We start from the raw sequence: 14,879 nt of genomic DNA on the forward strand, positions 1-14,879 counted from the left end.
CATCAGTAATTTACGATATAAAAACGATGTTAGATGAGGGTATAATAGATAGGCGTTTATAAGTACTTTAATGTTTAAACCTGCAAAATTATCTTAACTTTGCCCAAATTTAAATAAAGCTATCTTTATAAGATAATAGATTTAAAAACCAAGTATGAGACTACTGTACAAAGCCAATTTTAAATATAAATATTTCCTTTTATCGGTTTTATGTTGTTTTGCAATGTTGCTTGTAAGGCCGGCATTCGCCCAAACTATTCCTTCTAACCTGTCTAATGTAAATGTTAACGAGTTATCTGATGCTCAGATAAGGCAAATAATGCAGCAGGCGCAAACAAATGGCTTAACCGATGACCAGTTAATGCAAACTTTAGAAGATCGTGGCCTGTCATCAGAACAATCAAAAATACTGCAAAACCGTATTAACGGTATTAAAAAGGCTAATGGTGCAACCAATGATAAACCCTTAAAATCAAAGCAGGAGGACAATGAATTTCAATCACAAAGCAGGGGGTTGAATTATAAACCTGATACCCTTATTGATACACAAAGAACCCAAAAGATAGTGAACATGTTTCAACCAAAAATATTTGGTGCTGATATGTTTAAAAATACTAATTTAAAGTTTGAGCCTAATCTAAAAATAGCCACACCTGTAAATTACATTGTGGGCCCCGAAGATCAATTAAATATCAGCGTTTATGGTAACTCTTTAGTAAACTGGAAGCTTGATGTATCGCCGGAAGGTAATGTTAATATACCCGGCGCTGGTATATTGAATGTTGCAGGTAAAACTATTGAACAGGCTACCGCATCAATAAAAAGTAAATTAATTGCAAATAATTATGCAATTGGCAGGGGTACAGACGTGCAGGTCAGTTTGGGTAATATCCGGAGTATAAAAGTAATAATGGTAGGAGAGCTTGTAAAGCCTGGTACTTATACACTACCATCATTGGCAACGGCATTTAATGCTTTGTCTTCTGCAGGCGGGCCAAATGATATAGGTTCATACAGAAAAATAGAAATAATAAGAAATAATAGGGTTATAAGAACTTTAGATATTTATGATTTCCTGGTTAAGGGCAGTCAGAAAGATAATATTTCATTACAGGATCAGGATGTAATACGTGTGCCATCTTACCGTATCCGTGTTGATTTAAGAGGCGAAGTAAAAACGCCCGCACTATTTGAGGTTTTACCCGGCGAAAATTTAGATGATGTTATCAGATTTTCCGGAGGTTTTTCTGACCAGGCGTACACTGCACGCATAAAGGTTACACAAGTGAGTGATCAGCAACGCCGTATCACCGATGTTTTTGAAAACGACTATAAAAACTACATCCCGCTGCGCGGTGATAAATATGTAGTTGACAGGATACTAGACAGATATACTAATCGTGTAACTATTTTAGGCGCAGTTTTCAGACCCGGTGAATTTGAATTGCAAAACGGATTAACTGTATCACAATTAATTAAAAACGCAGGTGGTTTAAAAGAGGATGCCTTTACGGGGCGGGGAAGTATTATCAGATTAAATACTGATAATTCAACACAGCAGCTTTCATTTAATGTAAATGATGTGTTAAATAAGGCTTCGGCAGATATACGTTTGCAAAGAGAAGATAGTGTAACCATATCATCAAAATTTGATCTGCGTAATCAATACAAGATCACTATTAAAGGTGAAGTAAGAAAGCCCGGTGATTTTAATTATGCCGATAGCATGAAAGTTGCCGATCTTATAATCAGGGCCGGAGGCTTTACAGAAGGAGCAAGTGCAAAACGTATTGAAGTATCGCGCAGAGTATTTGACAGTGATCCAAGAGCGATAAACACTAAAGTTGCACAAGTTTATACCGTTAATGTTAGTGCCGATCTTAAAACGGAGGATACAAATTTTTCATTGGAGCCTTATGATATAGTTTCTGTTTACAGTTTACCGGGATATGAAACACAAAAAACGGTTAAAGTTGAGGGTGAGGTGATATATCCGGGTTGGTATACGATACAAAAGAAAAATGAAAAAATTTCTGATGTGATTGCACGTGCGGGTGGCTTAACACAATCGGCAGATGTTGAAGGCGGTAGCCTTAAACGTGATAATGCAGCAGTATTAGGTATAGATAAAACTAAAATTGATACAAACGCACTAAACAAAGAGCGTACTGACCGTTTAAGAAGGCTTCAACGAACTTATAAAGATTCAACAACTACTGATACAACCCAATTAAGAAATAATTATGTAGGTATTGATCTTAAAAATATATTACTTAAACCCGGTGCAAATCAAGATCTTATTTTAGAGAATGGAGATGTCTTAAGGGTACCTAAACAACAGCAAACAGTTAGAGTGAACGGCGAAGTGCTTTACCCAAGTGCAGTAGTTTATACTAAAGGGAAAAGTTTTAGAGGTTTTGTTCTGAATGCCGGTGGGTTCTCACCCAATGCTTTAAAAAGCGGAGCATATGTTGTTTATCCTAATGGAACGGTTAAGGGTACAAGAAAATTCTTATTTTTTAATAGTCATCCCAGTGTTAAACCCGGCAGTGAAATTTATGTTCCTAAGAAGCCTGAAAAGAAAGGAAACACTACTCAGGAAATTTTAGCTTTTACAACAGGTTTAGCTTCATTAGGAGCGATTATATTAGGAATATTAAACTTATCAAAGTAAGTTAACTAATGAATAATCAAGAAAATATTAAGACAGATTTTGATGGTATTACTTTAAGAGATTGGCTTTATAAATTACGCAATCTTTGGATTTATCTGTGTACTAAATGGCTTTTACTTTTTACTGCATGTATTTTAGGAGGCATTTTAGGCTTTACCTATGCTTTGTTTGAGAAGCCGATTTACAAAGCAGAACTTAGTTTTGCACTTGAAGATGAGAAATCGTCAGGCGGAGGAATTGGTGCTGCCTTAGGTTTAGCTAGCCAATTTGGAATTGATTTGGGTGGAAGTGGGGGTGGGGCGTTTTCAGGTGATAACTTGTTAATGCTAATGAAATCTCGTTCAATGGTGGAGAGTGCATTATTAAGCCCTGTGTACGTTAATAAAAAGCAACAAACATTATTAGAGCTTTATATATCATATAATAATCTTCGGAAAGGTTGGAAAAATAATGTCCAATTGAAAAACATCCAATTTTTATTACGCACCGAACGTTCCAAATTTACCATACAACAAGACAGTGTTATGGGCAGCATTTACAATAAAATAGTTTCATCAAATTTATCTGTAGATAAGTTTGACAAAAAATTAACTATAATTACGGTTGCTGTTAAGTCTGAGAATGAGTTATTTTCAAAACAATTCACAGAGGCCTTAGTGAAGACAGTATCCAACTTTTATATAGAAACTAAAACAAAAAAATCTACACAGAATGTTCTAATACTACAACGTCAAACAGACTCGGTAAGGCGTGAGTTGAATGGAGCAATTAATGGTGTTGCAACATCAGTAGATGTTAACCCAAATGCAAACCCAACATTACAGATTTTAAGGGTTCCATCCCAACGACATCAAGTTGATGTTCAGGCAAACCAAGCTATTTTAACTGAATTAGTTAAAAATCTTGAGATTTCTAAAGTTTCTTTGAGACGTGAAACACCTTTAATACAAATAATTGATAAACCAATATTGCCGCTTGAAAAAAATAGACTTGGAATAGTTAAGGGAATTATTTTGGGTGGGTTCTTATTTGGATTTTTATTTACATTGTATCTGGTCATTTCTAAAGCAATCAAAGATGTTATGATTTAAATACAATTAAATGTAGTAGGTCGTTTATAAATGAAACAATCGTTAATAGTCGTGTTTTTGTTCTACTTTTTACTTTGTTAACTTAGCTACAGTGGGCATGTAAAAGCATTATTAAAATCCTATTAAAATAGCACCGCGTTGGTTGTATTTATGATGTATTCACGCCTAATGCCCAATTCTTAGTTAAATCTTACTAAGGTCTTCACCCTGAATGCAATGTCAGGAAAAAATAATGGACAGCTATATAATTGGTTGATTATTTGAATAAATTAATAAATGTACAACAAGAAGAATCAACAAAACAACATTTGAATATGGGAATCAAAGTATCAGCAATGGTTGTTGGAAGGAATGAGGCAAATAAATTGGACGCATGCTTAAAATCCTTGTCCTTTTGCGATGAAATCTTATATGGTGATTTAAATTCGAGCGATAATTCAATATCGATTGCTTCAAAGCACAATTGTAAAATATTTGAGTTTAAAACTTTTGGGCCGGCTGGAGAATATACACATTCGGAACTGATAAAATACATATCAAATGATTGGGTAATATTTATTGATCCGGATGAAGTGATCGATAATGCGTTGGCTATTGAGTTACAATGTCTATTACCAGTAATAGATAATGATCAGAAAATAGGGTCTGTGAGCGTACCATGGCAGTTTTATTTTGGTAAGTTGAGGCTTAAGGGTACAGTTTGGGGTTACAATAAATTTAAGGAGGTTATTGCAAACAAAAAAAAGTTTGATTTTTTTCCTATCACTCATTATGGCCGAAGGCTTAAACCGGGCTTTCAAACATATACCGTTATAAATACAAGCAATAATGTACTACATCATTATTGGATGGACGATATAAAAAGTTTTATCAAAAAACATAAGAAGTATTTGAAAGACGAGGGAAAAGATAAATATAATTTAGGGCAACGTACTAGCATAATACGTATTTTATTAAGTTTTTTTTATCAATTTTTTTTCTGTTTTATTATGAAAAAGGGATACAGGGACGGTTTCGTCGGGTTTTTTTTGAGTGTTTTTTGGACATGGTACACCACCAGTAGTTATATTTCTTTATACCAGACAACATTAAAGGCTAAATGATATTGAATTAGATTTTGAACGAATTAGTTATCAAAAGTTAAGTATATACATTCGATGAAGTCGGTTAAAAAGAATTTTTTTTATAATTTAATGCTTACAGTAAGTAATATTCTTTTTCCGGCTATTACTTTTCCTTATGCATCTCGAGTTCTTGGCCCGGAGGGGATAGGCAAAGTTCAATTTGTAAGTAGTTTTGTTCAGTATTTTATTTTTTTAGCAGCTTTAGGAATTCCTGTTTACGGTATAAGAGAAGTGGCTAAAGTGAAAAACCAGCCTATTGAATTACGGAAGTTGTTCACAACCTTGCTAATTTTAAATTTATGCACTAGCGTTCTATTTTGCATAATTTATGGCTGTGGCATAATCGTAATACCTATGTTGTATGCCGATAAGGCGTTTTATGCGGTCGCCATATTGATGCTTGCATTAAGTTTTTGTAATATTGATTGGTTTTTTTCGGGATTAGAGCAATTTAAGTTTATAGCAATTCGATCATTAATTGTCAAAATTCTATTTTTGGTTGTATTGCTGTTTTTGGTTAAGAATAAATCAGACGCTATTTATTACTTGTGGGTAACTGTTGGAGCTTCTATTTTGAATAATATTTGGAATATATTTTCAGCCAAAAGTTATTTTGATCCCCAACTATTTAATTGGACATATATAAAACCACATCTAAAACCTCTTTTTTATATATTTAGTACGGTAATAGCAGCAAGTATTTATGCGTCATTAGATACAATTTTTTTAGGTTTTTATAAAGGATTTAAAGATGTAGGTTATTATTCTTCGGCATCTAGAATCAATAAAATAACTATACCCTTTCTAACATCGTTGAGCACTGTAATGATGCCTCAAATTGCTCATGCTTTTAAAGAGAACGATTTTGAACAAGTTAAAAGTTTGTCAAAAAAAAGCTTTGATTTTATTTTTTTGCTTGGCATACCGATGACAGTAGGTTTAATAGTTCTAGCGCCCGAACTAATAATTTTATTTTCAGGCCATGAGTTTACTCCGGCAATAATATCCATGCAAATTATGGCTCCGGTGGTGCTAATTATAGGGTTAAGCACAATTTGGGCTGTACAAATACTTACGCCTGCATCACGGGATAAAGAAAATTCCATATCTGTTGTTATCGGACTTGGTTTAAGCTTAATATTGAATTTTTCGTTAATTCCTAAATTTGGGTATATTGGAGCTACTATATCTAATTTGCTTGCCGAATTTTGTGTAATGTGTGGTTTTGCATACTTTGCGTCTAAAGTTGTTAAGATTGATTTTAATTATAAACTTATAATTAAAACATTGATAATATCGTTGCTATTTATACCAGTTATTTACTTTTTAAGATCCTTCTTAAAAAACCAAGAAATCAAAGTATGCTTAATAGGAGTACCTATTTGTAGTATATTATATCTTTCAATACAAATGTTTGTATTGAAAAATGCTTTATTAGTTAATCATTTACAAACCTTTAAAAAAAGAGTTAATTTATAATGACTGGTGAATGTCCATTAATCTCGATAGTTACGGTAGTTTATAATGCTGTAAAAACCATAGAGCAAACCATTCAAAGTGTTTTACAACAATCTTATAATAATATTGAATATATTATTATTGATGGCGGATCAACGGATGGTACAGTAAAACTTGTTAAAGAATATAAACAGCTTTTTGCTCAAAAGGGGAGAAAATATAAATTTGTTTCCGAATCTGATAATGGTATATATGATGCCATGAATAAAGGTATCGCATTAAGTACAGGAGACTGGATCGGAATAATTAATAGTGATGATTTTTATGAAAAAAATGCAATACAATATGTCGTAAATACAATAGCGTCTAATCCAAGTGCAGAATTGATACATGGGAATTTGAATTTCATTGATGAGGTAGGTAACGTCAAATTTGAAATACCAAAAGAAGATTTAAATTTATTGACAAATACCATGACGATATTTCACCCGACAATTTTTATAAAGAAACAGGTGTACGAAAAATTCGGCTTATTTAATTTAAAATATAAACTTTGCGCAGATTGGGATCTGGTTTTAAGATTGTATATGGAGCGAATTAATTTTTGCTATTTAAATGAACTACTAGCTAATTTTAAGAATGGTGGTGCGGGTTCCGGGTTTAAGTTAATTCATTTAACGGAAAGATACAAAATTAGGCATACCTATAAAAATAAAAGTAGATTGCGGTTTGACCTTAAGGATATTTTAGTCTATCTATATTTTAGAATACACTATAATAAAACTTCAATGTAATTAGATTACAATCTCTTCATTATAATAGCTTGAAAAATCATTTTTTTATAAAAAATATAGCCATTATACACGTAGATGCCGCTCTTCTAGCATGTTTTATTGAACATAGCTAAACATAAATATGGTATATTTTTTAATATTTATATTTTTTTCTTTATTAAGTTTGGTAAACGTTGCCAAGTTACCTGCAAATATTTCTCTGCTCATTTTTTTTCTATCAGCATTAATATTAGTAAGTTTTGCCGGTTTTAGAGGAGATATAGAAGGTGACTATGCAAGTTATAAGGATGTTTTTCAACAAACATTAGGCAAATATACCCCTAGTTCTAACATTGAGCCAGGGTATTATTATTTTAATCATCTAATAATTACGTTAGGGTTACCCTTTCAAATAGTCATTATTTTTATGGCTATTTTTTCTATAGTACCTAAGCTGTATTTTTTTAATAAATATTCCTATAATTTCGCTCTTTCAGTATTAATTTATTATTGCACCACATTCTTTATTTTCGATTTTATTCAAATAAGACAGGCCGTAGCTATCGCGATTTTTATGATATCGCTGAAGTTTATAAGGGACAAAAAAATTTGGTTTTATTTATTTTGCATAGTTTTAGCTGCACAAATACACATATCAGCAATTATACTAATTCCTGGATATTATTTCTTCAACCGTACGTATTCAAAAAAAATATTATATGGTTTAATTGGGATTTGTAGTGTAATAAGCATTCTGCATATTACGGTTCCTTTGGTGACATTTCTTTTAAGTATCATACCTATACCGGGCTTTACAGAAACAAAATTAACATTTTATCAAAATTCTACTGATTTTTCAGGCGTGTCAATCAAACAATTGCTTTTAGCGATTTTATTTGTATTTATCAGAGATAAATACAGTTCAAACGATAGAATGATTAATATATTTATTAATCTGTTTGTTATAGGACTCGTGCTGGCAACATTATTTAACGGTATATCTGAATTATCGTTTAGAATTAAATGGTATTTTCTTTGGACAGAATCACTATTGATGGTGTATGTTGTTCGTTATATATCAAAATACAATTTAACAATAATTTATACAGCCTATCTTTTTATATTTATTTTATATGGATATAGCTTAATCTCTTTACTAAATGAATTAGCCTCTAGAAGCGGTACCTATATATTTCCTTACAAATTCTTTTCCCAATAGCACATTCATGAAACGAATATTATTTTATTTAAATAGCATGCAACCATCTGGAGGCATAGAGCGTGTAGTAGCAACTTTGACTAACAAATTATCAAATAATTTTGAGATTACTATTCTTGTAAAGGATGAAGCAATCTCTTTTTATAAACTTAATAATTCTGTAAAGTTTGCTAGCATTAATAATAAGGTGTATTTTAATATGCATAACAGGTTTAGCAGGATGTATTACGTTGTGTCTACAATAGTTACTACACGCAAGCTTTTAGCTTCTTACTTGGAAATCAATGATTTTGATTATTATTATGTTACTCATCCTATAAATGCATTAGAATTTAACTTAGCAGGAGCAAATACAAATAAATTAATAATATCCGAGCATGCTGCAAGGTCACATTACAACATTGTATACAAAACTTTGAAAAAACTGTTATATAAAAACTGTTATAAATATGTCGTCCCTACTAAAAAAGATGCTATAACTTATTATCAGGAAGACCATTTTCCGGCGGTGAACATTCCACATTTTCGATCTGAATTACTATATACGCTTGCGAAGAAACAAGATAAGATAGTTTTAAATGTTGGCCGTTTTACAAACGATAAGCAACAGCTGTTACTTTTGAAAATATGGGAAAAGATTAAGCTGAATGAAAATTACCGTAATTGGGTATTGCATATTGTTGGTTCTGGCGAATTGGATAATGAGTTGCGAAACTTCGTAAAAACTTACAATCTTGAAAACTCGGTTGAATTTTTACCACCTATATCGCAAGTTGAAAGGTATTATTCTCAAGCATCTATTTTTGTGCTTACGTCGAAAAGCGAAGGATACGGAATGGTATTATTAGAGGCAATTTCATTTGGATTACCATGTGTTAGTTTTGATTGCCCAGCTGGCCCACGTGATATTATTGAAAACGGATATAATGGGTATTTAGTGAATTTGGATGATGAAAACGAATTTCAAGTTGGTTTAATGAAGCTTATGAACGATGAAAAGTTTTTAGATGAAATGGGGAATAATGCCTATAAAAGCAGTGATAAATGGTCAGATAACGCCATACTTGAAAAATGGCTTAAAATATTAAACTAGATTCGATGAATATTTCAGTTATAATTCCTCTTTACAATTCTGAGGACACAATTATTCAAGCGATAAATTCTATATTAAAGCAAACTTATGAAACACAATTAGAAATCATTATTGTAAATGATGGTTCAAAAGACAATTCATTACAAGTAGTGACCGATTTTTGTCGAGATTTGCCAAATGTTATAATTATTGACCAAGCTAACGGTGGAGCCCAGATGGCCCGAAATGCAGGGCTAAGAATAGCGAAGGGAGATTGGATTGCACTTTTAGATGCTGACGATTGTTGGTTGCCTAATAAATTAGAAAAGCAATTTGAAATATTAAATGATAATATTCACATTGATTTTTTAGGATGCAACAGAAACGACGAAGTTATAAAAGTGCTATGGTCTAAAAAAGATAAACTATCCAAAATAGAATTTAAAGATTTATTGGTTAAAATGTATCCACAAACATCAACTGTAGTTTTTAAGAGAAATGTGTTAAATGATGTAGGTTTATATGATGAAACATTAAGGTACGGCGAGGATGGTGATTATTGGCTTAGAATAAGTTTGAAAAAGCAGATGTATTTCATGCCCGACAGTTTGGTTATTACCGGTAATGGTAAACCTAGTTTTGGTTTTAGTGGAATGACTGCCAACCTTGCCAAAATGGAAAAAGGGAATAATTATGTTTTATACAAAAATTTAATGTTAAAAAATATCAACATAATGGATTTTGCTTTATTAAAAGGATTTTACTTTATAAAATATCTAAGAAGATTGTTGATTACAAAAATTAGATAATATGATTTATAAATTATATTGGGGAGTGATAACACTTTGTTACGCAATTTTCTTTAAAAAAATTAGATTTCCTTCGCATATCGGAGTTCCCATATTTACACATGGCCTAAAAAGGGTAACCATAGGGAATAGAGTACGAATTTTACCGGGCGTTCGAATAGAAACTCACTATGAAGGAACAATTACTTTTGAAGACAATATTTCAATTGGACAAAATTTTCATATTACTTCTGCAGGTGATCTTATAATTGGATCTAATACCACTATTTCTGGAAATGTCTTTGTGACCAATATAGATCATGATTATCAGGAAATTGGTAAACTTATTCTGGATCAAAAAATGATTGTAAATGAGACAAGGATTGGGAGCAACTGTTTCATAGGTTATGGAGTTGCCATACAAGCAGGAACGGTTTTGGGAAAGCAATGCATAGTTGGTGCAGGAGCTGTAGTGCGAGGTCATTTTCCAGATTATTGTGTAATAGTAGGTATTCCTGGTAAGATCGTAAAAAGATATAATATTAAAACTAATACTTGGGAGAAGACCAACTCAGACGGTACATTTAAATCTTAATTACTTACTTTGAAAAATATATTAATAACAGGCGGAGCAGGCTTTATCGGTAGTAATCTGGCTCTGAAATTAATCAAATTGGGATATAAAATAACAATTTTAGATTGTCTATCATCTCAAATCCATGGGTCGGATCCGGAGAATACATCTGAACTTTATTTAAGTGTAAAAGACGTAACCAGGTTCATTAAAGGCAATGTTGTTTCGCAAAATGACTGGTACGATGCAATACAGGGCCAGGATATAATAATTCACCTGGCAGCTGAAACAGGCACTGGACAGTCCATGTACGAGATAAAGAAATATGTAGAGGTGAATGTTTCAGGAACGAGTATAATGCTGGACATCTTGGCAAATTCTCCTCATACAATTACAAAAGTGATAATTGCATCTTCTCGATCTATCTATGGAGAGGGAAAGTATATAGCCTTAAACAATGAAATAGTTTATCCTGCGCATCGTACAAGTGAGTACATGGATAAAGGAGATTTTGAAGTTAAATATGGCCATCATGAACAGCTTATAGCATTACCAACAGATGAAGAATCTAAAATTCACCCATCATCTGTTTACGGAATTACAAAACAGAATCAAGAGCAAATGGTAATGACAGTTTGCAAATCTTTGGGCATTGATTCCGTTTCCTTTAGGTATCAAAATGTATATGGGCCAGGCCAGTCATTAAAAAATCCATACACTGGTATTTTGTCTATTTTTTCTACTCAAATAAAGAACGGTAATTCAATAAATATCTTTGAAGATGGAAAGGAAACACGCGACTTTGTATATATTGATGATGTGGTGAACGCGACAATATTAGGAATTACCAATAAACAAGCAAATAATGAAATTTTTAATGTGGGGTCAGGAGTAGGAACTAATGTATTAGATGTTGCTCATGAACTTGTGGCCAATTATAAAACAGATACCCCAATTAAAGTTACCGGAAATTATAGATTGGGTGACATTAGACACAATTTTGCCGATTTAACGAAAATTAAGGAAAGATTGAACTTCGAACCTCAAATTAATTTTAAAGAGGGAATTAAAAAGTTTGCTAATTGGGTAAATACGCAAAAAATTGAAAATGATAATTATTCAGAATCCATTAAAGAAATGAGATTGAGAGGATTATATAAATAATATGGCTTTAAGTTTGTCGAACAAAAATATAATTCTAATTTCTCCACGGTATTTCAACTACGAAAAGGAAGTTAAAACTGAATTGGAAAAACGAGGTGCATTTGTATATTTTATTGATGATAGAATGAAAAATAGCACCGTTAACAAGGCTCTTTTTCGATTGAAACTTAAAGAGAAATTAGATCGAAAGAGGGTCTTTGATTACTTTAAAGGACATCTAGACAGGAATATAGATAAGAAAATTGATTACTTGATTGCAATTATCCCTGAAGGCTTCTCAAAAGACATACTTGAGTACTATAAAGCACAATTAAAAAAAACTGTATTTATTTTGTATATGTGGGATAGTATTGATAATAGACCATATATAATTGATACTTTAAGTTTATATGATAAAAAATTCACGTTTGATAAAAGCAATGCGATCAAATATGGTTTAACCTTCAGGCCGCTTTTTTATACAGACGAGTATAAAAAGATAGGTTTTGTGAAAAAGGACTTTTTAGATTATAAGTACGCCCTTTCATTTATTGGCACTGCTCATTCTGATAGGTACAATGTAGTTCAAAAACTTATTGGTTCATCAAAAAGGAATTTAAGCACTTTCTTTTTTTTCTATTTACAAAATCCAATTCTTATAATTTATTATCGTATTGTTGATCCTAAATTTCGTAATATAAAAGTTAAAGACTTCTCCTTTAAAGGATTATCAAAACAAGAAGTTGTTTTTATAATAGAAAACTCTTTGTGTATTATAGATATTAATCATCCCAGGCAAACTGGGTTAACTATAAGGTCAATTGAAGTACTTGGAGCTAAAAGAAAGCTTATTACAACTAATCATGATATAAAGAATTATGATTTTTACGACCCTGGAAATATACTTTTAGTCGATAGAGATAATCCAATATTAGATGATGCATTTTTGAAGAAGCCATATCAAGATATAGAACAGGCGGTATATGACAAGTATTCTATTTCACAATGGGTAAATGATCTTTTAACAATAAATTAATGGATGTATTTATAACCGGCTCGTCTGGTTTTGTAGGTAAGAACCTTACGAGTTATTTAGCGGGTAGCGTTACGCTTAGATGTTGTAACAGGGACGAATTAAACAAGATTTCAAAAGACTCGTTTGTTAATGAGGACGTTATAATACATTTGGCAGGCAAGGCACACGATTTAAAAAAAGCATCGAACGCTAATGAATATTATAAGGTCAATTTCGAATTGACCAAGCGGCTATATGATGCTTTTTTAGAATCAAATGCTAAGAAATTCATTTTCATTAGTTCTGTGAAGGCCTCAGCTGATACAGTTGTAGGGGTGCTAACTGAAGATGTTGTACCCGATCCTAAAACAGATTATGGTAAATCTAAATTAATGGCCGAACAATATATTCAAAGTAGGCCCTTACCTTCGGATAAATCATATTACATATTACGCCCCTGTATGGTACATGGGCCCGGAAATAAAGGTAATCTCAATTTGTTGTATCAATTTGTGAGAAAAAATATTCCATATCCATTAGCAGGTTTTATAAATAAACGATCATTTTTAAGTGTAGATAATTTATGTTTTGTTATACAACAATTGCTGATGGGAGACGACATTGCTTCTGATGTATACAATGTTGCTGATGACGAAGCACTGTCAACAAGTCAAGTGGTATCTGTATTGGCATCATCATTAAACGTAAAACCCAGTTTGTGGAAAATTTCTCCTTATTTTATACGACGTCTTGCAAAAATTGGGGACTTTCTTCACTTGCCGTTAACAACGGAGCGGCTAAATAAACTTACCGAGAATTACATAGTTGATAATATGAAAATTAAATCGGCATTAAAAAAAGAGCTACCTATATCTACCAGACGAGGATTGGAAATAACTGCAAATTCGTTTATTAACAATTATCTTACCAAATAATTTTTTTATTTTAATGAGTCTATTTATGGTTTTGATCATGTTTATTATATTATTTGCAATAGAGTTAATCTATTTCAAATTAGCCAATAGATATAATATTATTGATCATCCTAATCATCGCAGTTCACATACCAAAGTAACCATTCGGGGCGGGGGAATAATTTTTAGTATGGCCCTATTGTTAAGTCCTGTTTATTTGGGGTGGCATTATGGCTATTTTCTAATCGGCTTATTTTTGGTAAGCGCAATTAGCTTCATTGATGACATAAAAACGATAGGTAACGGTATACGAATTAGTGTTCATTTAATAGCAGTTATATTGTTGTTTTACCAACTAAACATGTATAGTTTACCATTATATTGGGTAGTTATAGGCTTTGTAGTGGTTATTGGTACTATCAATGCTATTAACTTTATGGATGGTATTAATGGCATTACTGGTGCTTATGGTCTTATAACCTTGGGTATGTTATATTATATCAATGCCTCTGTTATTAATTTTACATCTTCTGATTTTTTACTGTTAGCTATATTAGCTGTGTTGGTTTTCATTTTTTTTAATTTCAGGACTAAGGCAAAATGTTTTGCTGGTGATGTTGGCAGTGTGAGCCTGGCATTCATCATACTTTTCTTTTTATTGCAGCTTATTTTAAAAACAAATAATTTAAATTATATTCTATTATTATTGGTTTATGGTTTGGATACAGCTACAACTATTTTTTTTAGAATTATAAGAAAAGAGAAAATATCAGAAGCACATAGAAGCCATTTTTACCAGTTTTTAGTAAACGAAAAAAAGCTTCCACATTTATTGGTTGCTGTAATTTATGCAGTTAGCCAAGGATTAATAAATATTATATTAATTGTCTTTTTATCTCAAACTATTTATACCTTATTGGTATTAATATTTATTTCAATTGTATTGTTTATTTGTATTCGTATAATAACTGAAGGCCCGGCTCGGCTTTTTAAAGCAAACCCGGTTCAATTTTGAATAGTTTTATAAATACGAT

At 31.9% G+C, this 14,879-nt stretch carries 13 protein-coding genes; all 13 read left to right on the forward strand.

Annotated features, from left to right (window positions below; all coding sequences use genetic code 11):
• Window positions 1–154: 154 nt before the first annotated feature.
• The 13 genes from WC743_RS20035 to WC743_RS20095 all read left to right on the forward strand — a co-directional run bounded on the left by WC743_RS20035 (window position 155) and on the right by WC743_RS20095 (window position 14,860).
• Window positions 155–2,674, forward strand: coding sequence for an SLBB domain-containing protein (locus WC743_RS20035; RefSeq protein WP_373014893.1), 2,520 nt, complete (start codon window positions 155–157; stop codon window positions 2,672–2,674).
• An 8-nt stretch (window positions 2,675–2,682) separates the two neighbouring features.
• Window positions 2,683–3,765, forward strand: coding sequence for a lipopolysaccharide biosynthesis protein (locus WC743_RS20040; RefSeq protein ID WP_373014895.1), 1,083 nt, complete (start codon window positions 2,683–2,685; stop codon window positions 3,763–3,765).
• Between the two features lie 314 nt (window positions 3,766–4,079).
• Entirely contained in the window at window positions 4,080–4,868 is a 789-nt protein-coding gene (locus tag WC743_RS20045) for a hypothetical protein (protein WP_373014897.1), read from the forward strand.
• A 54-nt stretch (window positions 4,869–4,922) separates the two neighbouring features.
• Entirely contained in the window at window positions 4,923–6,368 is a 1,446-nt protein-coding gene (locus WC743_RS20050) for a flippase (protein WP_373014898.1), read from the forward strand.
• Window positions 6,368–7,141: a glycosyltransferase family 2 protein gene (locus WC743_RS20055; protein WP_373014900.1), complete on the forward strand. Its 774-nt coding sequence runs from the start codon at window positions 6,368–6,370 to the stop codon at window positions 7,139–7,141. The genes WC743_RS20050 and WC743_RS20055 overlap by 1 nt, the downstream gene beginning before the upstream one ends.
• 121 nt (window positions 7,142–7,262) lie before the next feature.
• Entirely contained in the window at window positions 7,263–8,339 is a 1,077-nt protein-coding gene (locus WC743_RS20060; protein ID WP_373014902.1) for an EpsG family protein, read from the forward strand.
• 7 nt (window positions 8,340–8,346) lie between these two features.
• A complete protein-coding gene (locus WC743_RS20065) occupies window positions 8,347–9,432 on the forward strand; it encodes a glycosyltransferase family 4 protein (RefSeq protein WP_373014904.1) in 1,086 nt (361 codons plus the stop codon).
• A 5-nt stretch (window positions 9,433–9,437) separates the two neighbouring features.
• Complete coding sequence (locus tag WC743_RS20070) at window positions 9,438–10,220, forward strand: glycosyltransferase family 2 protein (protein WP_373014905.1); 783 nt, start codon at window positions 9,438–9,440, stop codon at window positions 10,218–10,220.
• 1 nt (window position 10,221) lies between these two features.
• The gene (locus tag WC743_RS20075; protein WP_373014907.1) at window positions 10,222–10,794 is read left to right on the forward strand and encodes a DapH/DapD/GlmU-related protein; all 573 of its coding nucleotides are present in this window, start codon (window positions 10,222–10,224) and stop codon (window positions 10,792–10,794) included.
• 9 nt (window positions 10,795–10,803) lie between these two features.
• On the forward strand, window positions 10,804–11,937 hold the full coding sequence (locus WC743_RS20080) for an NAD-dependent epimerase/dehydratase family protein (protein ID WP_373014908.1): 1,134 nt from the start codon (window positions 10,804–10,806) through the stop codon (window positions 11,935–11,937).
• Between the two features lies 1 nt (window position 11,938).
• A complete protein-coding gene (locus WC743_RS20085) occupies window positions 11,939–12,952 on the forward strand; it encodes a hypothetical protein (protein ID WP_373014910.1) in 1,014 nt (337 codons plus the stop codon).
• Window positions 12,952–13,866 (forward strand): NAD-dependent epimerase/dehydratase family protein, encoded by a 915-nt coding sequence (locus tag WC743_RS20090; protein ID WP_373014911.1) that lies wholly within the window; start codon window positions 12,952–12,954, stop codon window positions 13,864–13,866. The genes WC743_RS20085 and WC743_RS20090 overlap by 1 nt, the downstream gene beginning before the upstream one ends.
• A gap of 37 nt (window positions 13,867–13,903) precedes the next feature.
• Window positions 13,904–14,860 (forward strand): UDP-GlcNAc--UDP-phosphate GlcNAc-1-phosphate transferase, encoded by a 957-nt coding sequence (locus WC743_RS20095; RefSeq protein ID WP_373014913.1) that lies wholly within the window; start codon window positions 13,904–13,906, stop codon window positions 14,858–14,860.
• Window positions 14,861–14,879 lie beyond the last annotated feature (19 nt).

The organism is Mucilaginibacter sp., from assembly GCF_041660805.1.
Taxonomy (GTDB): domain Bacteria; phylum Bacteroidota; class Bacteroidia; order Sphingobacteriales; family Sphingobacteriaceae; genus Mucilaginibacter.